We start from the raw sequence: 268 nt of genomic DNA, 5'->3' as shown, positions 1-268 counted from the left end.
CTTAATCAGGACCAGATACTCAGGTGTGTTGGTCCAATTATCTGATAACCCTACGGATGTCGTCAGATTGCCTTGGAGCCTGGCGGTGTCACCTGTGAAATAGCGTTTTCCGGCGTACTCCTCCGTCTCCAACCGAGCTCGCTCTGCCGTTGTTGGGTCGCTCAATTCTACAGCCGGCACGACGATTGAAGGAAACATCACTTCGTGACGCTTTCCTTCGCTATAAGCGACCGCTTTTACAGCACTTCGGCCTGCATCTAGACCCACA

General features: G+C 52.6%; 1 protein-coding gene. It reads right to left on the bottom strand.

Annotation, left to right across the window (positions count from 1 at the left end):
- On the bottom strand, window positions 1–268 hold a 268-nt coding region (locus AC3XQU_RS24010; protein WP_489876636.1), incomplete at both ends, for a ParM/StbA family protein.

Source organism: Telluria sp. AZSoR62 (assembly GCF_058111565.1).
This window is presented reverse-complemented; position numbering and strand designations above follow the sequence as displayed.